Source organism: Streptomyces sp. NPDC107498 (assembly GCF_055582805.1).
Map to the genome: position 1 here is coordinate 219,274 of NZ_JBVJPE010000009.1, position 21,168 is coordinate 240,441.

The window sequence follows — 21,168 nt, forward strand, 5'->3', positions numbered from 1 at the left end:
GCGCCCATGATCGCCAACGGAAACGGCGGGCCGCTCGACGGCGCCGTCATCGCGGTCGCCGGCGCGGCCGGTCCCGCCGGTCGCGCGGCGCTGCTGCGCCTCGCCGAGGCGGGCGCGACGGTCGTCGCCTCCGACGCCGACCCGGCACGCCTCGCGGAGGCCGTCGACGCCGCCCGCTACGCGCACGGCGGGGCCAAGGTCGTCGGCGACACGGTCGACCTCCTCGACCTGGACGCCACGCGCGACTGGGCGGCGAAGACCGAGAAGGAGTTCGGCCGGATCGACGGCCTGGTGCACCTCGTCGGCGGCTGGCGCGGCGCGCCCTCCTTCGCGGAGGCCGACCTCCGGGACTGGGACTTCCTGGAGAAGCTCCTGATCCGTACGGTCCAGCACACCTCGCTCGCCTTCCACGACGGGCTGCTGCGCGCCGGCGGCCGCGGACGGTACGCGCTGATCAGCCAGTCCGGCGCGTCCAAGCCGGTCGCCAACAACGCCGCGTACAACGCGGGCAAGGCGGCCGCCGAGGCCTGGACCCTCGCCATGGCCGACTCGTTCCGCAAGCTGGGGGGCGACGAGGGACCGCAGGCGGCGGCTGCCATCCTGGTGATCAAGGCATTGGTGCACGACGCGATGCGCGCCGAGCGACCCAACGCGAAGTTCGCGGGCTTCACCGACGTCAAGGACCTGGCCGAGGAGATCGCCGGGCTCTGGGACAAGCCCGCCCAGGAAGTGAATGGACAGCGTCTGTGGCTGACCCCCAAGCCGTGACCGCGGCACTCGGCCCCAGGACCGACGCACGTCGTCACCACGACCCGTCGGTCCGGGGCTTCGCCAGCGACAACTACGCCGGCGCCCACCCCGAGGTCCTCGCGGCCCTCGCCCTCGCCAACGGCGGCCACCAGGTCGCCTACGGCGAGGACCAGTACACCGAGCACCTCCAGCGGATCATGCACAGCCACTTCGGCCCCACGGCCGAGGCCTTCCCGGTCTTCAACGGCACCGGGGCGAACGTGACGGCCCTCCAGGCGCTCACCGACCGCTGGGGCGCCGTGATCTGCGCCGAGACCGCCCACATCAACGTGGACGAGGGCGGCGCGCCGGAGCGGATGGGCGGCCTCAAGCTGCTCACCGTCCCGACCCCGGACGGCAAGCTCACCCCCGAGCTGATCGACCGGCAGGCCTGGGGCTGGGAGGACGAGCACCGGGCGATGCCCCAGGTCGTCTCGATCACCCAGAACACGGAGCTCGGCACCGTCTACACGGTGGAGGAGATCCGCGCGATCGTGGAGCACGCCCACGCCAGGGGCATGAAGGTGCACCTCGACGGGGCCCGGATAGCCAATGCGGCCGCCTCGCTGGACGTGCCGATGCGCGCGTTCACCAACGCGGTCGGCGTGGACGTGATCTCGTACGGCGGCACGAAGAACGGCATGCTCTTCGGCGAGGCCGTCGTCGTGCTCAACCCCGACGCGGTCAGCCACATGAAGCACCTGCGCAAGCTGTCCATGCAGCTCGCCTCGAAGATGCGCTTCGTGTCGGCGCAGCTGGAGGCCCTCCTCTCGAAGGACCTGTGGCTGCGCAACGCCCGCCACTCGAACGCGATGGCCCAGCGCCTCGCCTTCGGGGTGCGCGAGCTCGACGGGGTGGAGATCCTCTACCCGGTGCAGGCCAACGCGGTCTTCGCCCGCCTTCCGCAGGAGGTGTCGCGACGCCTGCAGGAACGCTTCCGCTTCTACTTCTGGGACGAGGCCGCCGGCGACGTCCGCTGGATGTGCTCCTTCGACACCACGGAGGACGACGTGGACGCCTTCCTCCAGGCGCTGAAGGAAGAACTGGCCCGTTAGCGTCGCGCGCAGGGACATGCGCGTATAAATATACGGCCGGACGGAAAGTTATTGACTCCGTCCGGCCGTCTTCATAGGGTCGTCCCGCAGGGAACTCATCCAGCAGGACCCCGACATCAACGCGTACCTCGCGGCGAGCGAGGCCGTCGACCATGAGCACCCGCTCGTCAGGGAGGTGTCCGACCGCCTCGCCGACGCCCACCCCGACGCATGCGCATACGCCGAAGCGGCCTTCGTGCACGTCCGCGACACCATCCCGCACTCCATGGACTCCGGCGATCCCCGCGTCACCTGGCGCGCCTCGGACGTCCTGGAGCGGCGCACCGGCATCTGCTACGCCAAGTCCTTCGCGTACGCCGCGCTCCTGCGGGCCCGGGGCGTCCCCGCGGCCCTCTGCTACCAGAGGCTCACCGAGGACGACGGCTCGGACCCGGCGGTCCACGGCCTGGTCGCCGTCCTGCTGCCCGGCGAGAGCACCTGGGCACGCCAGGACGCGCGGGGGAACAAGCCGGGCGTCGACGCCCGCTTCTCGCTGGGGGAGGAGCGGCTGGCCTGGCCCGTACGGCCGGAACTCGGCGAGGTGGACTACCCCGAGCTGTACGCCGAGCCGCACCCGGCCGTCCTGGGCGCCCTGAAGGCCGCCCCGGACCGCGCGCACCTCGACCGGACGCTGCCCACGGAGCTCTGACCCCCCGCGGCGGCGAAGCGGTTCCGTCAGCCGGCTTCCTTGACCTGCGCCGGCGTCGGGGCCGTACCGCCCAGGTGGGCGGGCACCCACCAGGTGTCGCCCGCGTCCTTGGGGCGGACCGGGTAGGCGCGCTGCGCGGCCTCCAGGAGCTCCTGGACGCGCTCGCGCAGCCGCCGCGTGATCGCGCCCGCGTACTGGTCGGCGGGCGCCTCGACCGGCTCGCCGACGCGGATGGTCACCGGGATGTGGCTCCGCTTGAAGTTACGCGGCCGGCCCTTCGTCCACAGCCGCTGGGTGCCCCACAGCGCCATCGGGATCAGCGGGACGCCCGCCTCCTGCGCCAGGCGCGCCGCGCCCGTCTTGAAGCCCTTCAGCGTGAAGGACTGCGAGATGGTCGCCTCGGGGAAGACGCCGATGATCTCGCCGGCCCGCAGCGACTCCAGGGCGTGCCGGTAGGCGTGCTCGCCCTGGGCGCGGTCCACCGGGATGTGCTTCATGCCGCGCATGAGCGGCCCCGAGATCCTGTGCTTGAAGACCGAGTCCTTCGCCATGAAGCGGACCAGGCGCTTCTGGGGGAGGGTCGCGAGCCCGGTGAAGATGAAGTCCAGATAGCTGATGTGGTTGCTCACGAGCACCGCCCCGCCGGTGCGCGGGATGTTTTCCGAACCCTGCGTGTCGATCTTCAGGTCGAGCGCCTTGAACATGGTCAGAGCGGCGCCGATGACCGGTCGATAGACGAGTTCTGCCATCGGAGAGGAACCTCTTCTTCGTGTGCCAGGAGCGGGTTCTCCCGGCGAAGTTACGCGGCCGTAGGTTTTCGGCTTTGGGCAGATCGTGCCCCATGTGCGGCCCCGTGACCAGTCCAGACGGCTTCGTACGGGGAGATTCTCGTCACTCGCGGTGGTCGTGGCGGGAATCGATCGGCTCCGTGCGACGCTGCACCTGGGGAACGGGAGAGCGAAGGGGAGTGGAATGACCGAGGTTCTGGGGCCGGAGGTGCTCGGCGCCGCACTGGGGGAGAGGGCCACCCTCGTGCAGTTCTCGACGGCCTTCTGCCAGCCCTGCCGGGCCACCCGCCGCACCCTCGCCGAGGTCGCCGCCATGGTGCCGGGCGTGGGGCACGTGGAGATCGACGCCGAGGAGCGCCTCGACCTCGTGCGCGAGCTCGGCATCGACCGCACCCCCACCGTCCTCGTCCTCGACGCCACCGGGCGCGTCGTCCGCAGGGCCGCCGGACAGCCCCGCAGGGCGGACGTCATCGCCGCGCTCGGCCGGGCCGTCTGACGTCGTGACACCGCCCCGGACCGAACCGCCTGACGTCGTGACACTTCTCCCACATCCCGGTACGCACTTGACTGCACCGTCCACCGATCGTCACCCTGACGGAGTGCCCACGGAACTCCTTCTCTACGGCCGGGCCCACGTGGACCTGGCCCGCAACGCGAGCGCGCGCTGTCCGGGTGTCTGACCACTCCAGGACCCCTTTCATGACGCCCTCGCAGAAGGACCACTCCATGACGGTCTCACCGGACCTCCGCCTCGGTGCCGTTCCCACGATCGGCGCACCCCGACAGGCCTCCCCCGACCTGCTCCGCTCGGTCTTCCGCCGGCACGCTGCCGGCGTCGCGGTCGTCACCGCGCACGGCGAGCGGCCCGTCGGTTTCACCGCCACCTCGCTCAACTCCGTCGCCGCCGAGCCCCCGCTGGTCTCCTTCGGGGTGGGCACGGGCTCCTCCAGCTGGCCCGTGGTCTCCGAGGCCGAGTTCATCGGCGTCCACATACTCGGCGAGCACCAGCAGGAACTCGCGGCCACCTTCGCGCGCAGCGGCGCCGACCGCTTCGGCGAGGGCACCCGCTGGAGCGTCGGCCCCGAGGGCGTGCCGGTCCTCGACGGCGTCCTCGCCTGGCTGGTCTGCCGGGTGGTGGCCCGCGTTCCCGCGGGGGACCACCGGATCGTCATCGCGCAGGCGGTCGCCGGAGACCCGGACGGGGCGGGCCGGCCGCTGCTCTACCACCACGGCCGCTTCAACGCGCTGCGCGACTGAGAGTTCCCGTGCGCGCCGCTCTCCGCGCGTTGGCAAGGTCACATGCCTGAGCGCTTGCTCACTGGTAACGGACTGGGTGTACTGACGAGTAATATTTCGGTCGGGGCGTCCGGCGCCCCGACCGGAAACCCGCCCTTCAGGCGCCTATGCTGCGAGCAACAAGGCAGCCCAGTTATGACGATGCAGTAGGAGAGCCGGCGTGAGCTTGAGGATCGTTGTCTGTGTGAAGTACGTGCCCGACGCCACCGGCGACCGGCACTTCGCCGATGACCTGACGGTGGACCGCGACGACGTCGACGGCCTGCTGTCGGAGCTCGACGAGTACGCGGTCGAGCAGGCGCTCCAGATCTCCGAGGAGGCCGACGACGCCGAGGTCACCGTCCTCACCGTCGGTCCCGAGGACGCCAAGGACGCGCTGCGCAAGGCGCTGTCCATGGGCGCCGACAAGGCCGTCCACGTCGAGGACGACGACCTGCACGGCACCGACGTCATGGGCACCTCGCTGGTGCTCGCCAAGGCGATCGAGAAGATCGGCTACGACGTCGTCATCGCCGGCATGGCCTCCACCGACGGCACCATGGGCGTCCTCCCGGCCATCCTCGCCGAGCGCCTGGGCGTCCCGCAGGTCACCCTGCTCTCCGAGGTCTCCGTCGAGGACGGCGTCGTGAAGGGCCGCCGTGACGGCGACAGTGCCTCCGAGCAGCTGGAGGCCTCGCTTCCGGCCGTCGTCTCCGTGACGGACCAGTCGGGCGAGGCCCGCTACCCGTCCTTCAAGGGCATCATGGCCGCCAAGAAGAAGCCGGTCGAGTCCCTGGACCTCTCCGACCTCGACATCGAGGCCGAGGAGGTCGGCCTGGAGGGCGCGTGGACCGCGGTCGACTCCGCCGCCGAGCGTCCGGCGCGCACCGCGGGCACGATCGTCAAGGACGAGGGCGAGGGCGGCAAGCAGCTGGCCGAGTTCCTCGCGAGCCAGAAGTTCATCTAGCCGCTGGGCTCGCGCGAGCCGCTGAAGTCCGCCCCCTTTTCGTTCGCAGGAGATTGAAGTCCCATGGCTGAGATTCTCGTCTACGTCGACCACGTCGACGGAGCCGTCCGCAAGCCCACCCTGGAGCTGCTGACCCTCGCCCGCCGCATCGGCGAGCCGGTCGCCGTCGCCCTCGGCAACGGCGCCGCCGACACCGCCGCCGTCCTCGGCGAGCACGGTGCCGTGAAGGTCCTGACCGCCGACGCCCCCGAGTTCGCCGACTACCTCGTCGTCCCGAAGGTCGAGGCCCTCCAGGCCGCGTACGAGGCCGTGTCCCCGGCCGCCGTGCTGGTGCCGTCCTCCACCGAGGGCAAGGAGATCGCCGCCCGCCTCGCGGTGCGCATCGGCTCCGGCATCATCACCGACGCCGTGGACCTGGAGGCCGGTGACGAGGGCCCGGTCGCGACGCAGTCCGCGTTCGCCGCCTCCTTCACCACCAAGTCCCGCGTCTCCAAGGGCACTCCGGTCATCACGGTCAAGCCGAACTCGGCCCCCGTGGAGGCCGCCCCGGCCGCCGGCGCCGTCGAGGCGCTCACCGTCTCCTTCTCGGAGAAGGCCCGCGGCACCAAGGTCACCGCCCGCACCCCGCGCGAGTCGACCGGCCGCCCGGAGCTGACCGAGGCCGCGATCGTGGTCTCCGGCGGCCGCGGCGTCAACGGCGCCGAGAACTTCGCGATCATCGAGGCGCTCGCCGACTCGCTCGGTGCCGCCGTCGGCGCCTCGCGCGCCGCCGTCGACGCCGGCTGGTACCCGCACTCCAACCAGGTCGGCCAGACCGGCAAGTCGGTCTCGCCGCAGCTGTACATCGCCTCCGGCATCTCCGGCGCGATCCAGCACCGCGCGGGCATGCAGACCTCGAAGACCATCGTCGCCATCAACAAGGACGCCGAGGCCCCGATCTTCGACCTCGTCGACTACGGCGTCGTGGGCGACCTCTTCGAGGTCGTCCCGCAGCTCACCGAAGAGGTCAAGACCCGCAAGGGCTGATGACCTGCGGTTCTGTCGGTCCCGGGGGCCGCACGGCGATCTGTCGCCGTGCGGCCCCCGGCCGTTTCGGACAACCATTGACGCAGGTCCCGACCGCCCACTAACTTCGCTATACGGATTGTTGATTCCGTGCAGCGGAAAACAGGAGGATGCAGGATGGGTCAGCAGGAGAAGGTGTCGACGAGCCTCGCGGGCGCGGTCAGCGAGGGCATCAGCGCCTCCCTCGCAGCGGTGGACGCCGAGCTCGACCGCCGCTACCCGGGAGACCCGGGCACCCGCCAGCCCGTCCACACCGTCTACGTGCCCGGCAACGTCTTCGACGCCGGCACCATCCGCTCCTGGGGCGACCAGGCCCTCGCCGCCCTCGACGAGCACGCCCCCGACGCCGCCTCCTTCGCCGCCGTCCTCGGCCTCTCCGACGACCTCGCCGAGGACGTCCACGGCCGCGTACGGGCCAAGCTGGAGCGCGAGCCCATCGAGGACCTCCGCGTCGACTTCGAGGACGGCTACGGCGGAAAGGACGCGGCCGCCGAGGACGCGGACGCCGCCCGCGCCGCCCGCCTGATCACCGAGGCGTACGCGAACGGCACCGCCGCCCCGTACATGGGCATCCGGATGAAGTGCATGGAGGCCGCCGTCCGCGACCGCGGCATCCGCACCACCGACGTCTTCCTCACCGGCCTCCTGGAGAACGGAGGCCTCCCCGACGGCCTCGTCCTCACCCTCCCCAAGGTCACCTACCCCGAGCAGGTGACCGCCTTCGTCCGCCTCCTGGAGGCCTTCGAGAAGGCCCACGGCCTCGACGCCGGCCGCCTCGGCTTCGAGATCCAGATCGAGACCAGCCAGTCCATCCTCGCCGCCGACGGCACCGCCGCCGTCGCCCGCATGATCGACGCCGCCGAGGGCCGCGCCACCGGACTGCACTACGGCACCTTCGACTACAGCGCCTGCCTCGGCGTCTCCGCCGCCTACCAGGCCAGCGACCACCCGGCCGCCGACCACGCCAAGGCGATCATGCAGGTCGCAGCCGCCGGCACCGGCGTCCGCGTCTCCGACGGCTCCACCAACGTCCTGCCCGTCGGCTCCACCGAGCACGTCCACGAGGCCTGGCGCCTGCACTACGGCCTCACCCGCCGCGCCCTCTCCCGCGCCTACTACCAGGGCTGGGACATGCACCCCGGCCACATCCCCACCCGCTACGCCGCCGTCTTCGCCTTCTACCGCGAGGGCTTCGAAACCGCCGCCAAGCGCCTCTCCGCCTACGCCAACCACGCGGGCGGCGACGTCATGGACGAGCCCGCCACCGCCAAGGCCCTCTCCTCCTACCTGCTGCGCGGCCTCCAGTGCGGCGCCCTCGACACCGCCGAGGTCGACGCCCTCACCGGCATGACCCGCACCGACCTGGAGCGCTTCGCCGCCCCGCGCCGGGGCGACCTGACGGCGACCGCCCAGTAACCGGTCGCCCACGGGGAGTCCACCGCCGCCCCGTACCCTGGACGCGTCCAACGCAGCCACAGGGAACGGGGCATCGGTGTCATCGGGGGAGTACGAGCGGCTCGCGGGCCGCTACAGAACGGTGCGGCAACTCGGGCGCGGCGGCATGGGCGTCGTCTGGCGCGCGGTCGACGAGGTCCTCGGCCGTGAGGTGGCCGTCAAGGAACTGCGCGCCTACAACGACGCGTCGGGTCCCGAACTGGAGGACCTGAGGCTGCGGATGCAGCGCGAGGCGCGAGCGGCGGCCCGGGTCCGGCACCCCGGGGTCATCGCCGTCCACGACGTGACCGAGCACGAGGGCCGCCCGGTCATCGTCATGGAACTCGTCGACGGCCCCTCCCTCGACGGCGTCCTCGGCGAGCGCGGCACCCTCGGTCCCCGGGAGGCCGCGCGGATCGGCGCCGCCGTCCTGGAGGCGCTGGCCGCCGCGCACGACGCTGGCGTGCTCCACCGCGACGTGAAGCCCGGCAACGTGCTCCTGGACGGCGGGGGCCGGGTCGTCCTCACCGACTTCGGCATCGCCACGATGGACGACCCCGGCGACGGCTCCGCCACCCGTCTGACGCGCAGCGGGGAGATCGTCGGCTCGCTCGACTACCTGGCGCCCGAGCGCGCCCAGGGGCAGCAGCCGGGGCCCGCCTCGGACGTCTGGGCGCTCGGCGCCACCCTGTACGCGGCCGTCGAGGGCACCTCTCCGTTCCGCCGCACCTCCACCTGGCAGACCCTGAACGCCATCGTGGTGGAACCCCTGCCGGAACCCCGTCGCGCCGGTCCCCTCGCCCCGGTCCTGGCCCGGCTCCTCGACAAGGACCCGACCCGGCGCCCGGACGCCCGGACGGCCGCCCGCCTGCTGACCGCGGTCGCGGAGGGACGGGACGCCACGGCACCGGGCGCGGAGGGCGCGCAGGGCGGGCCGGCCGGGGTGCCCGGCGCCACCGGCCCGTGGCCCACGGCCGTCGACGCCCCGGCAGCGGGCCCGGACGCGCCGTCCTCGGCGCCGGGCACGACGGCCGCGGGCCCCGGCGCGTCGCCCTCGGCCCCGGACGTCCGGCCCGGCGGCCCCGACACGCCGCTCCCCGGTGCCCCGCACCTGTGGGCGCCCACCCGGCACGACGCCGTACCGCACCGCCCCGAGGGTTTCGGACCGGTCGTGCCGCCGGTCGTCGGAGCGGCCGTGGGCGCGCCCGGGCCGGCCGTCCCCGGCGGTCCGGTGCCGATGTCCGGGACGCAGGCGGGGCCCGTGGCGTACGGCGCCGGTGCCGCGCCGACGAGGCGCTCGGCCACCCACGGGCGGTCCGGGCGGAACCGCTCGGGCGCCCTGGTCGCCGCGGCGGCCGCGGGCGTCCTGCTGGTCGGCGGCGGCGTCACGTACGCCCTGGTCGGCCGGGACGGCGGCCCGGAGCAGGGGCAGCAGGCCGCCGGCCGGTCGCCGACGGGCCCGGGCGCCGACCCCGGTCGGGTCCTCGATCCGGGAGCGGTCGGGTCGGGAGCACCCGCCGCCAAGGGCCCGTCCGGGTCCGCGAAGCCCTCCGAGGGGCACACGGGGAAGCCGTCGTCCGCGAACCCGAGCCGGTCCTCGTCCTCGTCCCCTTCCTCCTCGTCCCCTTCCTCCTCGTCTTCCTCCTCCTCGCACTCGTCCCCGTCCCCGTCGAGGACGACCAGGGCGCCGGTGCCCGGCGGGACGACCGGTGGCGGCCCGGGCACGACGGGCGGCGGCGACGCGTCCCCGAGCCCCGCGTCCGGCGGCTGCGCTTCCATCGGCGGCGGGAAGTACGACTGCCAGGTGTGGCGCACCGAGAAGACGTACCGTCACGACGGCGGCGAGATGGGCGTCCTGAACGCCGGCACGAACTACTTCTACTGCCAGGTCGACCTGGGCCGCCGCGAGACGTACGGCCGATGGACCAACGTCTGGTGGGCCAGGACCGACGACGACAGCGGCAACACCAACGTGTACTTCAGCGTCGTCTACCTCAAGGGCGGAGCCGACGACCGGCCCGTGCCGGGTCTTCCGGTCTGCTGAACGGACCGCCGGTCACCCCGTCGGGTGCCCGGCCCGGCCGTACGGAGCCGGGCCGGGCGTCAGCCCTCGGCCGGGGGCACCTCGCCCGAGCCGCGGGCGGTCAGGCGGGTGTCCAGGACCACCGTGGCCGGCGGCTCGTCGGCCCCCTCCAGGCGGCGGAAGAGCCGTTCCGCCGCCGTCCGGCCGAGCGCGGCCGCGTCCTGGGCGACGACCGTGATGCCCAGCAGGTCGGCGAGCTCGATGTCGTCGAAGCCGACCAGGGCGACCGGGCGTTCACGGCCGGCGAGGACCCGTACGGCGGTGACCGTCACCCGGTTGTTGCCCGCGAACAGCGCCGTCACCGGCTCGGGCCCGGAGAGCATCGCCCCGGCCGTTCTCGCCACCCGCTCCGGATCGGTCGGACCGAGCGACACCCACGCCTCGGCCACGTCGAGGCCCGCGTCCTCCATCGCCGCCCGGTAGCCCCGCAGCCGCTCCTTCGCGGTGTGGATGCCGGGCCGGTCGGCGATGAAGCCGATCCGCCGGTGGCCGTGTGCGACGAGGTGCGCCACCCCGGCCCGCGCCCCGCCGAAGTTGTCCGAGAGGACGGCGTCCGCGTCGATCCCGCCCGCCGGGCGGTCGACGAACACGGTGGCGACACCCGCCCGGATCTCCGGCTCCAGGTAACGGTGGTCGCCACCCGCCGGGATGACGATCAGTCCGTCCACGCGCCGCGCGCACAGCGCGAGGGCCAGCTCCTGTTCCCGGTCCGGGTCCTCCGCGCTGGAACCGTTGATGAGCAGGGCCCCGTGCGCCCGCGCCACCTCCTCGACCGCCCGGCTGAGCGGTCCGTAGAAGGGGTCGGCGAGATCCTCCAGGACCAGCCCGACGGTCGCCGTCCGGCCCTTGCGCAGCACGCGCGCGCTGTCGTTGCGGCGGAAGCCCAGGGCCTCGATGGCCTCCCGCACCCGGTGCTCGGTGTCCGGGGTGACGCCCGGTTCGCCGTTGACGACCCGGGACACCGTCTTGAGGCCGACGCCCGCCCGGGCGGCGACGTCCTTCATCGTGGGCCGATTGCCGTAGCGGGACTCGGGGCGGGCGATGTCGGCCACGGTGTGCGGTTCCTCCGGAGCGTGTCGAGTCGATCTCGGTTCGAGCATAGGCCCTGGACAACGTTGTCACGGCTGGGAGACTGTGGGGAACGACTTCCCGTTCCCGCCGACCGGAGGCTTCGCGCCCATGGACACCGACCCCGCCACGGGCCTCGTCGCCGCCCTCGACATCGGGGGCACCAAGATCGCCGGGGCGCTGGTCGACGAGGAGGGTCGCATCCGTCTCCGCTCCCAGCGGCCCACGCCCGCGCGTGAGGACGGCGAGACGGTGACGGCGGCGGTCGAGGCGGTGCTCGCCGACCTCGCCGCCTCCCCGCTGTGGGAGTCCGCCGGGGCCGTCGGCATCGGCAGCGCGGGTCCGGTCGACACCGCCCGAGGGACCGTCAGCCCGGTGAACGTGCCCGGTTGGCGCGACCATCCGCTCGTCGAGAGGGTGCGCCGGGTCACGGCCGGCCGGCCGGTCACCCTCGTCGGCGACGGCGTCGCCATGACGGCGGCCGAGCACTGGCTCGGAGCCGCCCGGGGCCACTCCGACGCCCTGTGCCTCGTGGTCTCCACGGGCGTCGGCGGCGGTCTCGTGCTCGACGGCCGGGTCCACACCGGCCCCACCGGCAACGCCGGTCACATCGGACACATCCCGGTGGACCTCGACGGCGAGCCCTGCGCGTGCGGCGGACGCGGCTGCGTCGAGCGCGTCGCCAGCGGCCCGCACCTCGCCCGCCGCGCCCTGGAGAACGGCTGGCGGCCGGGGCCGGACGGAGACGTCTCCGCCGCCGCGGTGGCCGCCGCCGCACACGCCGGGGACCCGATCGCCGTCGCCTCGTTCGAGCGCGCGGCCCAGGCGCTCGCGGCGGGCATCGCCGCCACCGCCGCGCTCGTCGAGATCGACATCGCGGTCGTCGGCGGCGGGGTGGCGGGCGCCGGCGAGGTCCTCTTCGCCCCGCTCCGGCGCAGCCTCCGCACCTACGCCACGCTCTCCTTCGTCCGGGACCTGACGGTCGTCCCCGCCGTCACGGGCACGGACGCGGGGCTTCTGGGGGCTGCTGCCGCGGGCAGGGGAGGCTGGGCGGACGCCGTCTCCTGAGCCGGATCCAGGAGGCTGGATTCAACATTCGAAAGCCAGGTCCGGAGGCTGGGTTCAACATTCGAACTCAACCGGCCCCCTCACTCCCGCAACCGCTCCGGCGTCCGCTGTTCGACGACCACCAGGAACGCGTCGGACTCCAGGTCCATCACGACCCGGGCCGGCACTCCCTCCTCGCGCCGCGCACCGGCGAACTCCTCGGCCGGCCAGCTGCCCCGTGGCCCGCCGGCCGGAAACCGTTCGAGAACCGTACGACTCATCTCGGCACCCCCTCGTGCTCGCCGTTCTCAACGAGAGCCGTCCGGAAGTGTCACGCACATGCCGAGACGTGTGTTCGTGGTTTCCGTGGCAGGGTGTTGCGGGCAAGCCACTGGGGGCTATCGAAGAGGGGGAAACGTGATCGTCTGGATCAACGGTGGTTTCGGCGCGGGAAAGTCCAGCACCGCGCGCGAGCTGGTCGATCTGATCCCGAACAGCACCCTGTACGACCCCGAGCTCACCGGCGGAGAGCTGCGCCGGCTGCTCCCGGCCAAGCGGCTCGCCGAGGTCGAGGACTACCAGGACCTGCCGATCTGGCGCCGTCTGGTCGTCGACACCGCCGCCGCCCTGCTCGCCGAGGTCGGCGGCGTCCTGGTCGTCCCGATGACCCTGCTGCGCCAGGAGTACCGGGACGAGATGTTCGGCGGGCTCGCCGCCCGCCGCATCGATGTGCGCCATGTGCTGCTCGCCCCGGAGGAAACGATCCTGCGGCAGCGGATCGACGGCCGGGCGGAGTACGGCGACCCCGAGGCCGACGCGCGCGTCCGGGAGTGGTGCCACCGGCACCTGCCGTCGTACCGCGCCGCCCTCGACTGGCTCGCCGCCGACGCGTACACGCTCGACACCTCGGCGCTCACCGTCGCCGAGGCCGCCCGGGCCGTCGCCGACGCGGTCCGGTCCGACCGGATCGCGCCCTGCGGCATCGTCCAGACGCCCGAGCCGACCGGCGAGACCCTCGCCGCCGGGGTCCTGCTCTTCGACGAGCAGGACCGGTTCCTCCTCGTCGACCCCACCTACAAGCCCGGCTGGGAGTTCCCCGGCGGCGTCGTCGAGCCCGGCGAACCCCCGGCCCGGGCCGGCATGCGCGAGGTCGCCGAGGAGATCGGCCTCGAACTCGACGCCGTGCCCCGTCTGCTGCTCGTCGACTGGGAACGCCCGAAGCCCCCCGGCTACGGCGGCCTGCGCCTCCTCTTCGACGGCGGAACGCTCCGCACCGCCGACACCGAGCGCCTGAGGCTCCCCGGGGCCGAACTCCGCGACTGGCGGTTCGTCACCGAGGAGGAGGCCGCCGAGCTGCTGCCCCCCGTCCGCTACCGCCGCCTCCACTGGGCCCTGCGCGCCCGCGAACGCGGCACGGTCCTCAACCTGGAGGCGGGCGACCCGGTGGGCTGATCCCCGCTGACCCGGCGGGCCGACCCCCGCTGACCCGGCGGGCCGATCCTTGCCGACCCGGTGGGCCGACCCCGGCTGACTCCACGGGCCGACCGCAGCTGACCCCGCGGGGTGCCCCCTGCCGGCCCCGCGGGCCGAATCCCCGCCTCTACGCCCGGGCCGCCGCCGCCGCGGCGGCCGTCAGCCGGGCCGCCGTGTCCGTGGTCACCGGTGCTCCGTGCCCGCAGCACAGCACCGAGGGCGCGAGCTTCGCGAGGGCCCGCATCGAGTCCAGGGCGAGGGCCCGGTCGACGTGGAAAACGCCGAACATGACGTCCGGCACCGAGGCCACCGTGTCCCCGGCGAACAGCACGCCGTGGCGCGGGAGGTGGACGGCGATCGAGCCGGGGGTGTGGCCCGGGCCGTGGACCACCACGGCGCCGTCGCCGAAGTCCAGCTCGTCGCCGTCCTCGACCTCCCGGTCGACCCGGGTCGGCGGCGCCTCCGGCACGGTCAGGCCGTGCTCGAAGATCGGGACCTCCCAGTCCAGGAGGTCGGGCTCCGGGACCGGCGCCTCGCCCCGGATCACCGGCGCGTCCAGCCGGTGCGCGAGGATCTCGGCCCCGTGCCGGTCCGCGAGCTCCTGGGCCGAGCCCACGTGGTCGCGGTGGCAGTGGGTCAGCACGATCCGGCGCAACCGGTCCGGATCCAGGCCGGCCGACCGTATCGCCGCGGCCGTGCCGTCCGCCGTGCCGGCCCAGCCGGCGTCGATCAGGGTCAGTTCCTCCTCGTCCTGCCACAGATAGGCCTGGCCGACGGAGAAGTCGAGGAGGTGCAACCGCGGGGTGATCGCGGTGAGTTCGATGGAAGTCATACGGCGAACCTACGCAGCCGCGCAGGTCCGCCGTGTGCTTCTACGCTCTCGGCGAGCTTCGCCGAGCGCTGAACCGTTCCCTGCGTCAGCTCTGCTTCGAGCGGGCGTAGTTGACGAGGAAGTGCGCCTCGGCCACCGAGAGGCGCTCCAGCTCCTCCGGCGAGACGGACTCGTTCGGCGCGTGGATCTGCGCCTCCGGCTCGCTCAGGCCGATCAGCAGGATCTCCGACTCCGGGTAGAGCGAGGCCAGCGTGTTGCACAGCGGGATCGAGCCGCCCATGCCCGCCGTCTGCATCTCCTCACCGGGGTACGCGATCCGCATCGCCTCGGCCATCGACGCGTACGCCGGGCTGGAGGTGTCCGCCTGGAACGGCTGGCCCTGGCCGACCTGCTCCAGGGTCACCCGGGCGTCCCACGGCGTGTGCTTCTCGATGTGCGCGAAGAGCAGCTTCGTGGCCTCGGCCGCGTCCTCGCCCGGCGGCACCCGCAGGCTGATCTGCGCGCGCGCCGACTTCGGGACCGACGGGGTCGCGCCGGCCACCGGGTGGGCGTCGATGCCGATGACCGTGACCGCGGGGCGCGCCCAGATCCGGTCGGCGACCGTGCCGGAACCCGGCAGGGACACGCCCGCCAGCACCTTGGCGTCCTGACGGAAGTCCTCCTCCGGGTACTGGAGGCCCTCCCACACCTGGTCGCCCGTGAGGCCGTCGATGACGGTGGAGCCGTCCGGGCCCCGCAGCGAGTCCAGGACGCGGATCAGCGCGGCCAGCGCGTCGGGCGCGGCGCCGCCGAACTGACCGGAGTGCAGGTTGCCCTCCAGGGTGTCGATCGTGACCCGGATCATCGTCATGCCGCGCAGGGTCGCGGTCACCGTCGGCAGGCCCACGCGGAAGTTGCCCGCGTCGCCGATCACGATGGCGTCGGCCACGAGGAGGTCGGGGTGCTGCTCCGCGTACCGCTCCAGGCCGCCGGTGCCCTGCTCCTCCGAGCCCTCGACGACGACCTTGACCGTCACCGGCACGCCGCCGTTCGCCTTGAGGGCGCGCAGCGCGAGCAGGTGCATGATGAAGCCGCCCTTGCAGTCGGCCGCGCCGCGCCCGTACCAGCGGCCGTCCCGCTCGGTCAGCTCGAACGGCGGGGAGAGCCACACGGACTCGTCCAGCTTCGGCTGCACGTCGTAGTGGGCGTACAGGAGGACGGTCGGCGCGCCGGCCGGGCCGGGCAGGACGCCGTACACCGACTGCGAGCCGTCCGGGGTGTCGAGCAGCGCCACGTCCTGGAAGTCCTCGGCGCGCAGGGCGTCCGCGACCCAGTTCGCCGCGGCCTCGCACTCGCTGCGGGGCGCCACGGCCTCGTCCGCCACCGACTCGAAGGCCACCAGCTCGGTGAGCTCGGCCTTGGCCCGGGGCATCAGTGACCGGACGGTCTCGGCGATCGGATTCGAGGTCATGGGCACGCTCCTGATGGGTGCGACGTTACGACGAGAGGAGGACGTTCGCCGTATGTCGTGGTACGCCGAACGCCCCGTCGATCCTACGGGCGGCCCCCTGGCTACCGCGCCGTAGGATGCGTCAGGAGCAGACCACCGGTCGGATCAGGAGCAGAAGCACACGTGAGCAGCGAGCACGCAGAGAACGCCGGTCCGGAGCACACCGAGCCCGAAGGCGCGGCTCCTGGGACCGCCGGGAGCCCGGACGCGGAGGCGGCGCGGCTCCCGGACGACGCGGCGCCGGACGGAGCGCCGGTCCGGGCGGGCGACGAGCCCGCCGAGGAGCCGGCGGCCGTCTGGGACGTCGTGGTCGTCGGCGCCGGCCCGGCCGGCGCCTCCGCGGCCTACGCGGCGGCGGTCGCGGGCCGCCGGGTGCTGCTCCTGGAGAAGTCCGAGCTGCCCCGGTACAAGACCTGTGGCGGCGGCATCATCGGCCCCTCGCGGGACTCGCTCCCGCCGGGCTTCGAACTGCCCCTCCAGGACCGGGTCCACGCCGTCACCTTCTCCCTGGACGGACGCTTCGCCCGCACCCGCCGCTCGCGCCGGATGCTCTTCGGGCTCATCAACCGTCCGGAGTTCGACGCGCAGCTCGTCGAGCACGCGCAGAAGGCCGGCGCCGAACTGCGGACCGGCGCCACGGTGACCCGGGTGGAGCAGCACGGCGCGGCCGTGCCGGACCGGCGGACCGTCGCCCTCGTCCTCGCCGACGGCGAGACCGTCCTCGCGCGCGCGGTCGTCGGTGCCGACGGCAGTGCCGGCCGGATAGGCGCCCACGTGGGGGTGAAGCTCGGCCAGGTCGACCTGGGCCTGGAGGCGGAGATCCCCGTGCCGCCGTCCGTGGCGGAGGACTGGAAGGGGCGCGTCCTCATCGACTGGGGTCCGATGCCCGGCAGTTACGGCTGGGTGTTCCCCAAGGGGGACACGCTGACCGTCGGCGTCATCTCGGCGCGCGGCGAGGGCGCCGCCACCAAGCGGTACATGGAGGACTTCGTCGCCCGGCTCGGCCTCGCCGGCTTCGAGCCCACGATCTCCTCCGGCCACCTGACGCGCTGCCGCACCGACGACTCGCCGCTCTCCCGCGGCCGGGTCCTGGTCTGCGGCGACGCGGCCGGCCTCCTGGAGCCGTGGACGCGCGAGGGCATCTCGTACGCGCTGCGCTCGGGCCGTCTCGCGGGCGAGTGGGCGGTGCGGGTCGCCGAGTCGAGCGACGCGGTCGACGCGCGGCGCCAGGCCCTGAACTACGCCTTCGCCATCAAGGCGGGGCTCGGTGTCGAGATGGCGGTCGGGCGCCGGATGCTCGCCGTCTTCGAGCGGCGGCCGGGACTGCTGCACGCGACGATAACGGGCCTGCGGCCGGCCTGGAACGCCTTCGCCGACATCACCCGCGGCTCGGCCACGCTCGGCGGCATGGTCCGCTCGAACGGCATGGCCCGGCGGGCGCTCGAGCTCCTCGACAAGCGGATGGACACCTCGACCGGTGTCGGCCCGGCGGGTCGGGGCGTCAGCCCGCGCGAGCGCGCGGCCTCCGAGCCGGAGAGCGCCTCGGAAGAACTCTGACCTTTTCCCACGGGCCCCGTGCCCCGGCCGCGTCAGGCCGCCGGGGCGGCGGGGCCCGTCGTCGTGATGCGGAAGACGGGGTGCTTCGGCGCGGCGGCCCGCAGCTCCTCCACGGAGGAGTCGGGGCCGACGCCGTCGAAGAAGACGCCGACCTCGGCCTTCCAGCGCTTGAGGTAGGCGCGGAGCAGGGCGGGCTTGTCGTCGTCGGCCACCTCGACGGCGGTGAACTCCTCCGCGTGCTTGCCGAGGTGCAGCTGCCCGCCGCCGGCGGCCCGCATGTTGTGCGTCCACTGGACGTGGCCGCGGGGGGCGACGAGGTACCGGGCGCCGTCCACCGTCAGGAGGTTGACGGGGGTGCGGCGCCATTCGCCGCTCTTGCGGCCGCGGACGGCCAGGACGCGGGAGCCCCAGACGCTGATGCCGCGGCGGGTCATCCAGGCGACGGCGCGGTTGAGGACGTTCACCGTGAACCAGCCGGGCTTCATGACGTGGGCGGCGGGGGTGGCGCCGGCGGTGGGGATCGCGGGGGAGGGGGTGCGGGGGGCGGAGCCGGCGGGGGTGGCGGGCTGGGCGGACATGGGGCCTCCTCGGGAATCCTGCGGATCACAACTGTGAGCACTGCTCTCGCTTGAGATCAGTGTGCACGGTCCGGTGCTCACAAGCAAGAGCAGTGCTCTCTTTTCGTTCCGGTGCTCCGGAAGTGGCACACTGCTCTCCATGACGACCGTTCGAGGAGCCCGCGCCCGCGCCCGCATCGAGATCACCGCCGCCATCAAGGACGAGGCCCGCGCCCAGCTCGCCGCCGAGGGCGCCGCCAAGCTGTCCCTGCGGGCCGTCGCCCGCGAGCTCGGCATGGTGTCCTCCGCGCTCTACCGCTACTTCCCCAGCCGCGACGACCTGCTCACCGCCCTCATCGTCGACGCCTACGACGCCGTCGGCGCCGCCGCCGAACGCGCGTCCACCGAAGCCGAGGCCGAGGCCGAACGCCCCCTCGACCGCTGGACCGCCGTCTGCCGGGCGGTCCGCTCCTGGGCCGTCGCCCACCCCCACGAGTACGCCCTCATCTACGGCTCCCCGGTCCCCGGTTACGCCGCCCCGCAGGACACGATCGTCCCCGCCTCCCGCGTCGGCCTGGTCCTCGTCGACATCGCCCGCCGGGCCCACGCGGGCGAGGGCGTCGCCCTCCCGCCGCTGCCGGACGCCCTGCGCCCCGAAGCCGTCCGCATCAGCGCCGACATCGCCCCGGACCTCCCGCCCGCCCTCGCCGTCGCGCTCGTCGCCGCCTGGTCGCAGCTCTTCGGCCTCGTCTCGTTCGAGGTCTTCGGCCAGTTCCACCGCGTCGTGGAGGACCGCGACACCTTCTTCACGGCCGCCGCCCGCCGCCTGGGCCAGGACGTGGGCCTGCTCCCGCGCGGCTGACCCGGCCGTCCAGGACCCCGCCCGTACTCCCGCGGGAGTACGGGCGACCACCTCGCCGGGCCGACGTGCGCGGCGGGCGGTCACGGTTAGCGTGACCGGTATGGAAGCCGGTAGGGACGAGGAACGGCCGGCCGGACCCGGGCGCGGGCACGGCCGCGGGCCCCGGTACGGGCACGACCGGGCACCCCGGCGCGGGCACGGCCGCGGGCCGTGGCGTGCGGATGACCGCGGGCCGTGGCGCGGGCCGCGGGAGCGGGGGCGGGGGAGCGGCCGGGGCCTGCCCTGGGGGTCGACGGTGCTGATCGCCGTCCTCGTCATGGTGGGAACCGGATTCTCCGCACGGAACCAGCCGGGCCGGGAGGCGCTCGACGCCCTCGGACGGGCGCTGCTCCTGCTCGGGGCGGTCCCGCTGCTGTTCCGTCACCGCAGGCCCGTGCCGGTGGTGTTCGCCGTCGCGGCCGTCACCCTCGGGTACGTCGCGGCCGGCTACCCGTACGGCCCGGTCTTCGCCATGGTCGCCGTCGCCTGCTTCGCGGCCGTCGTCCACGGGCACCGGACCGCCGCCTGGTGGGCCATCGGCCTGCTCTGGGCGGGCCATCTGCTGCTCTCGCACTGGTTCTACCGGTGGCTGCCCCCGGCCGGTGACGGGCCCGCCCCCTGGGGGCAGGAGCTTCCGGCCGCCGCGTTCGCCGTGGCCGTGCTCGCCGCCTCCGAGGCGGTCCGGGTGCGGCGCGAGCAGGGTGCCCAGCTGCGGGCCGAGCGGGCCGCCGCCGAGCGACGGCGCGCCGACGGGGAACGGCTCCGCATCGCCCGCGAACTCCACGACGTGCTCGCCCACTCGATCTCCGTGATCAACGTGCAGGCGGGCGTCGGCCTCGCCCTCCTGGACTCCGACCCGGAGCAGGCGCGGACCGCGCTGACCACCATCAAGGCGGCCAGCAAGGAGGCGCTCGGCGAGGTCCGGCAGGTCCTCGACACCCTCCGCACCCCCGGCGACGCCCCCCGCGCCCCGGCCCCCGGTCTCGACCGGCTCCCCGAACTCGTCGAGCAGGCCGCCGCCGCGGGCCTCACCGTCACCGTCTCGACGAGCGGCACCCCGTCCGCCCTGCCGCCGGGCGCCGACCTCGCCGCCTTCCGGATCGTGCAGGAGGCGCTCACCAACGTGGTGCGGCACTCCGGTTCCCGTACGGCCCGGGTGTGCGTCGCGCACGGCTCCGGGCGCCTGGAGCTGACCGTCGACGACGACGGCCCCGCCACCGGCACGGAGGCCGGCGGCAGCGGGAACGGGCTCGCCGGAATGCGGGAGCGGGCCGCCGCCCTCGGTGGCACCATCGAGGCGGGCGCCCGCCCCGACGGCGGTTTCCGCGTCCACGCCGCCCTCCCCCTCCGCCCGCGGGAGGCCCCGGGGACGGGGAAGGCCCCGAGACCCGAGGAGAACCGTCCGTGATCCGTGTCCTGCTCGCCGACGACCAGTCGCTGGTACGGGCGGGGTTCCGCGCGCTGCTCGACGCCCAGCCCGACATCGAGGTGGCCGGCGAGGCCGCCGACGGCGAGGAGGCGGTGGACCGGGTCCGCGCCCTGCGCCCCGACGTCGTGCTCATGGACATCCGGATGCCCCGGCTCGACGGCCTGGAGGCGACCCGGCGCCTCACCGGGGACCCGGACCTCGGCGGGGTCCGGGTCGTCATGCTGACCACCTTCGAGCTCGACGAGTACGTCTTCGAGGCGATCCGTGCCGGTGCCTCCGGATTCCTGGTCAAGGACACCGAGCCGGAGGAGCTCCTGCGGGCCGTGCGGGCCGTCGTCCACGGGGACGCGCTGCTCTCCCCGGGCGTCACCCGCCGGCTCATCGAGGAGTTCGCGGCCCGCTCCAAGGCCCCGGCGGCGACGGCCGCGCTGGGCGCCCTGACCGAGCGGGAGCGGGAGGTGATGGCCCTGGTGGGGATCGGCCTGTCGAACGAGGAGATCGCCCGCCGGCTGGTCGTGAGCCCGCTCACCGCCAAGACCCATGTGAGCCGCGCCATGGTGAAGCTCGGCGCCCGGGACCGCGCCCAACTCGTGGTCCTCGCCTACGAGTCGGGGCTCGTCAGACCCGGCTGGCTGGGCTGAGGTCCGGCGCCGGACCGCCCGCCCGAGGAC

21 protein-coding genes are annotated in these 21,168 nt (G+C 73.9%); 15 read left to right on the forward strand and 6 right to left on the reverse strand.

Annotated elements, in window-relative coordinates; translation table 11 throughout:
• Nucleotides 1-6 precede the first annotated feature (6 nt).
• From ACZ66Z_RS18470 to ACZ66Z_RS18480, 3 genes are all read left to right on the forward strand, one after another.
• Nucleotides 7-768 (forward strand): SDR family NAD(P)-dependent oxidoreductase, encoded by a 762-nt coding sequence (locus ACZ66Z_RS18470; protein WP_469935266.1) that lies wholly within the window; start codon nucleotides 7-9, stop codon nucleotides 766-768.
• Complete coding sequence (locus ACZ66Z_RS18475) at nucleotides 765-1,844, forward strand: threonine aldolase family protein (protein ID WP_469935142.1); 1,080 nt, start codon at nucleotides 765-767, stop codon at nucleotides 1,842-1,844. Before ACZ66Z_RS18470 ends, ACZ66Z_RS18475 begins: the two co-directional genes overlap by 4 nt.
• A 97-nt stretch (nucleotides 1,845-1,941) precedes the next feature.
• Nucleotides 1,942-2,532, forward strand: coding sequence for a transglutaminase-like domain-containing protein (locus tag ACZ66Z_RS18480; protein ID WP_469935267.1), 591 nt, complete (start codon nucleotides 1,942-1,944; stop codon nucleotides 2,530-2,532).
• 26 nt (nucleotides 2,533-2,558) lie between these two features.
• On the opposite strand, the gene ACZ66Z_RS18485 is transcribed toward ACZ66Z_RS18480, so the two are convergent.
• The gene (locus tag ACZ66Z_RS18485) at nucleotides 2,559-3,281 is read right to left on the reverse strand and encodes a lysophospholipid acyltransferase family protein (RefSeq protein ID WP_469935144.1); all 723 of its coding nucleotides are present in this window, start codon (nucleotides 3,279-3,281) and stop codon (nucleotides 2,559-2,561) included.
• A 223-nt stretch (nucleotides 3,282-3,504) separates the two neighbouring features.
• Between ACZ66Z_RS18485 and ACZ66Z_RS18490 the strand changes: the two genes are divergently transcribed.
• The 6 genes from ACZ66Z_RS18490 to ACZ66Z_RS18515 all read left to right on the forward strand — a co-directional run bounded on the left by ACZ66Z_RS18490 (nucleotide 3,505) and on the right by ACZ66Z_RS18515 (nucleotide 10,105).
• Nucleotides 3,505-3,816 carry a TlpA family protein disulfide reductase gene (locus ACZ66Z_RS18490; protein ID WP_469935146.1) on the forward strand — a complete coding sequence of 104 codons (312 nt, stop codon included), beginning with the start codon at nucleotides 3,505-3,507 and terminating at the stop codon, nucleotides 3,814-3,816.
• A 230-nt stretch (nucleotides 3,817-4,046) separates the two neighbouring features.
• On the forward strand, nucleotides 4,047-4,577 hold the full coding sequence (locus ACZ66Z_RS18495; RefSeq protein ID WP_469935148.1) for a flavin reductase family protein: 531 nt from the start codon (nucleotides 4,047-4,049) through the stop codon (nucleotides 4,575-4,577).
• A gap of 199 nt (nucleotides 4,578-4,776) precedes the next feature.
• Nucleotides 4,777-5,562, forward strand: coding sequence for an electron transfer flavoprotein subunit beta/FixA family protein (locus tag ACZ66Z_RS18500; RefSeq protein WP_469935150.1), 786 nt, complete (start codon nucleotides 4,777-4,779; stop codon nucleotides 5,560-5,562).
• Between the two features lie 63 nt (nucleotides 5,563-5,625).
• Complete coding sequence (locus tag ACZ66Z_RS18505; protein WP_469935152.1) at nucleotides 5,626-6,588, forward strand: electron transfer flavoprotein subunit alpha/FixB family protein; 963 nt, start codon at nucleotides 5,626-5,628, stop codon at nucleotides 6,586-6,588.
• A 156-nt stretch (nucleotides 6,589-6,744) separates the two neighbouring features.
• Nucleotides 6,745-8,043 carry a DUF6986 family protein gene (locus ACZ66Z_RS18510; protein ID WP_469935154.1) on the forward strand — a complete coding sequence of 433 codons (1,299 nt, stop codon included), beginning with the start codon at nucleotides 6,745-6,747 and terminating at the stop codon, nucleotides 8,041-8,043.
• A 76-nt stretch (nucleotides 8,044-8,119) separates the two neighbouring features.
• Nucleotides 8,120-10,105: a serine/threonine-protein kinase gene (locus ACZ66Z_RS18515; protein ID WP_469935156.1), complete on the forward strand. Its 1,986-nt coding sequence runs from the start codon at nucleotides 8,120-8,122 to the stop codon at nucleotides 10,103-10,105.
• A 59-nt stretch (nucleotides 10,106-10,164) separates the two neighbouring features.
• Here ACZ66Z_RS18515 and ACZ66Z_RS18520 read toward each other — a convergent pair whose 3' ends face one another.
• The gene (locus tag ACZ66Z_RS18520; RefSeq protein ID WP_469935158.1) at nucleotides 10,165-11,196 is read right to left on the reverse strand and encodes a LacI family DNA-binding transcriptional regulator; all 1,032 of its coding nucleotides are present in this window, start codon (nucleotides 11,194-11,196) and stop codon (nucleotides 10,165-10,167) included.
• A gap of 127 nt (nucleotides 11,197-11,323) precedes the next feature.
• On the opposite strand from ACZ66Z_RS18520, the gene ACZ66Z_RS18525 reads away from it, so the two are divergent.
• A complete protein-coding gene (locus tag ACZ66Z_RS18525) occupies nucleotides 11,324-12,280 on the forward strand; it encodes an ROK family protein (protein WP_469935160.1) in 957 nt (318 codons plus the stop codon).
• Between the two features lie 80 nt (nucleotides 12,281-12,360).
• Here ACZ66Z_RS18525 and ACZ66Z_RS18530 read toward each other — a convergent pair whose 3' ends face one another.
• Nucleotides 12,361-12,540 (reverse strand): hypothetical protein, encoded by a 180-nt coding sequence (locus tag ACZ66Z_RS18530; RefSeq protein ID WP_469935162.1) that lies wholly within the window; start codon nucleotides 12,538-12,540, stop codon nucleotides 12,361-12,363.
• A 136-nt stretch (nucleotides 12,541-12,676) separates the two neighbouring features.
• Here ACZ66Z_RS18530 and ACZ66Z_RS18535 point away from each other — a divergent pair, with 136 nt between their 5' ends.
• The gene (locus ACZ66Z_RS18535) at nucleotides 12,677-13,711 is read left to right on the forward strand and encodes an NUDIX hydrolase (RefSeq protein WP_469935164.1); all 1,035 of its coding nucleotides are present in this window, start codon (nucleotides 12,677-12,679) and stop codon (nucleotides 13,709-13,711) included.
• 148 nt (nucleotides 13,712-13,859) lie between these two features.
• On the opposite strand, the gene ACZ66Z_RS18540 is transcribed toward ACZ66Z_RS18535, so the two are convergent.
• Together ACZ66Z_RS18540 and ACZ66Z_RS18545 are read right to left on the reverse strand one after the other, a co-directional pair.
• Nucleotides 13,860-14,564 (reverse strand): MBL fold metallo-hydrolase, encoded by a 705-nt coding sequence (locus ACZ66Z_RS18540; RefSeq protein WP_469935166.1) that lies wholly within the window; start codon nucleotides 14,562-14,564, stop codon nucleotides 13,860-13,862.
• An 85-nt stretch (nucleotides 14,565-14,649) separates the two neighbouring features.
• Nucleotides 14,650-16,014 carry a M20/M25/M40 family metallo-hydrolase gene (locus ACZ66Z_RS18545; protein ID WP_469935168.1) on the reverse strand — a complete coding sequence of 455 codons (1,365 nt, stop codon included), beginning with the start codon at nucleotides 16,012-16,014 and terminating at the stop codon, nucleotides 14,650-14,652.
• A 345-nt stretch (nucleotides 16,015-16,359) separates the two neighbouring features.
• Between ACZ66Z_RS18545 and ACZ66Z_RS18550 the strand changes: the two genes are divergently transcribed.
• On the forward strand, nucleotides 16,360-17,610 hold the full coding sequence (locus tag ACZ66Z_RS18550; protein ID WP_469935268.1) for a geranylgeranyl reductase family protein: 1,251 nt from the start codon (nucleotides 16,360-16,362) through the stop codon (nucleotides 17,608-17,610).
• A 32-nt stretch (nucleotides 17,611-17,642) separates the two neighbouring features.
• Here the strand turns inward: ACZ66Z_RS18550 and ACZ66Z_RS18555 are convergent, their stop codons facing one another.
• Nucleotides 17,643-18,095, reverse strand: a complete 453-nt coding sequence (locus ACZ66Z_RS18555; RefSeq protein WP_469935270.1) for a nitroreductase family deazaflavin-dependent oxidoreductase — start codon at nucleotides 18,093-18,095, stop codon at nucleotides 17,643-17,645.
• Between the two features lie 232 nt (nucleotides 18,096-18,327).
• On the opposite strand from ACZ66Z_RS18555, the gene ACZ66Z_RS18560 reads away from it, so the two are divergent.
• From ACZ66Z_RS18560 to ACZ66Z_RS18570, 3 genes are all read left to right on the forward strand, one after another.
• Nucleotides 18,328-19,029: a TetR/AcrR family transcriptional regulator gene (locus tag ACZ66Z_RS18560; RefSeq protein WP_469935170.1), complete on the forward strand. Its 702-nt coding sequence runs from the start codon at nucleotides 18,328-18,330 to the stop codon at nucleotides 19,027-19,029.
• Between the two features lie 100 nt (nucleotides 19,030-19,129).
• Entirely contained in the window at nucleotides 19,130-20,476 is a 1,347-nt protein-coding gene (locus ACZ66Z_RS18565) for a sensor histidine kinase (RefSeq protein ID WP_469935172.1), read from the forward strand.
• On the forward strand, nucleotides 20,473-21,138 hold the full coding sequence (locus ACZ66Z_RS18570; protein WP_030685972.1) for a response regulator transcription factor: 666 nt from the start codon (nucleotides 20,473-20,475) through the stop codon (nucleotides 21,136-21,138). The genes ACZ66Z_RS18565 and ACZ66Z_RS18570 overlap by 4 nt, the downstream gene beginning before the upstream one ends.
• Nucleotides 21,139-21,168: the final 30 nt, after the last annotated feature.

Bases quoted from the DNA above. Each gene is read 5' to 3' on its own strand.
- ACZ66Z_RS18470 (WP_469935266.1), top strand. From the start codon at position 7: ATGATCGCCAACGGAAACGGCGGGCCGCTCGACGGCGCCGTCATCGCG.
- ACZ66Z_RS18485 (WP_469935144.1), bottom strand. From the start codon at position 3,281: ATGGCAGAACTCGTCTATCGACCGGTCATCGGCGCCGCTCTGACCATG.
- ACZ66Z_RS18490 (WP_469935146.1), top strand. From the start codon at position 3,505: ATGACCGAGGTTCTGGGGCCGGAGGTGCTCGGCGCCGCACTGGGGGAG.
- ACZ66Z_RS18495 (WP_469935148.1), top strand. From the start codon at position 4,047: ATGACGGTCTCACCGGACCTCCGCCTCGGTGCCGTTCCCACGATCGGC.
- ACZ66Z_RS18505 (WP_469935152.1), top strand. From the start codon at position 5,626: ATGGCTGAGATTCTCGTCTACGTCGACCACGTCGACGGAGCCGTCCGC.
- ACZ66Z_RS18510 (WP_469935154.1), top strand. From the start codon at position 6,745: ATGGGTCAGCAGGAGAAGGTGTCGACGAGCCTCGCGGGCGCGGTCAGC.
- ACZ66Z_RS18525 (WP_469935160.1), top strand. From the start codon at position 11,324: ATGGACACCGACCCCGCCACGGGCCTCGTCGCCGCCCTCGACATCGGG.
- ACZ66Z_RS18530 (WP_469935162.1), bottom strand. From the start codon at position 12,540: ATGAGTCGTACGGTTCTCGAACGGTTTCCGGCCGGCGGGCCACGGGGC.
- ACZ66Z_RS18540 (WP_469935166.1), bottom strand. From the start codon at position 14,564: ATGACTTCCATCGAACTCACCGCGATCACCCCGCGGTTGCACCTCCTC.
- ACZ66Z_RS18545 (WP_469935168.1), bottom strand. From the start codon at position 16,014: ATGACCTCGAATCCGATCGCCGAGACCGTCCGGTCACTGATGCCCCGG.
- ACZ66Z_RS18555 (WP_469935270.1), bottom strand. From the start codon at position 18,095: ATGAAGCCCGGCTGGTTCACGGTGAACGTCCTCAACCGCGCCGTCGCC.
- ACZ66Z_RS18560 (WP_469935170.1), top strand. From the start codon at position 18,328: ATGACGACCGTTCGAGGAGCCCGCGCCCGCGCCCGCATCGAGATCACC.
- ACZ66Z_RS18565 (WP_469935172.1), top strand. From the start codon at position 19,130: ATGGAAGCCGGTAGGGACGAGGAACGGCCGGCCGGACCCGGGCGCGGG.